Source organism: Pseudoalteromonas sp. GW168-MNA-CIBAN-0100 (genome assembly GCF_040309225.1).
GTDB lineage: Bacteria > Pseudomonadota > Gammaproteobacteria > Enterobacterales > Alteromonadaceae > Pseudoalteromonas > Pseudoalteromonas arctica.
Genome location: NZ_JBEOOL010000808.1, coordinates 1 through 254, shown reverse-complemented (window position 1 = coordinate 254; position 254 = coordinate 1). Strand labels below are relative to the sequence as shown.

Here is a 254-nt window from a genome sequence, read left to right as displayed (position 1 = left end):
ATATCAAGCACCGCAACACCTAACTCTTTTTCGTCATCCGTCAGTACGGAATAACACGAAGCAAGCGCTGTGAATATAAGTTGGTCAACTTCAAGCCCGCAACGTTCAACACATTTTTCTATATTTTTAGCCATGTCGTTGGAGCAGGTAATAATGTGCGCGCGTGCTTCCATGCGCACACCGCTCATGCCGAGTGGGTTTTTAATCCCCTCTTGCATGTCAATGCTGTACTCTTGCGGCAAAGCATGCAACAT

At 46.5% G+C, this 254-nt stretch carries 1 pseudogene; it reads right to left on the bottom strand.

What is annotated here, in order from left to right:
- Positions 1-254, bottom strand: a pseudogene (locus tag AAEY62_RS23515) (cell division protein FtsA); the annotation flags it as partial.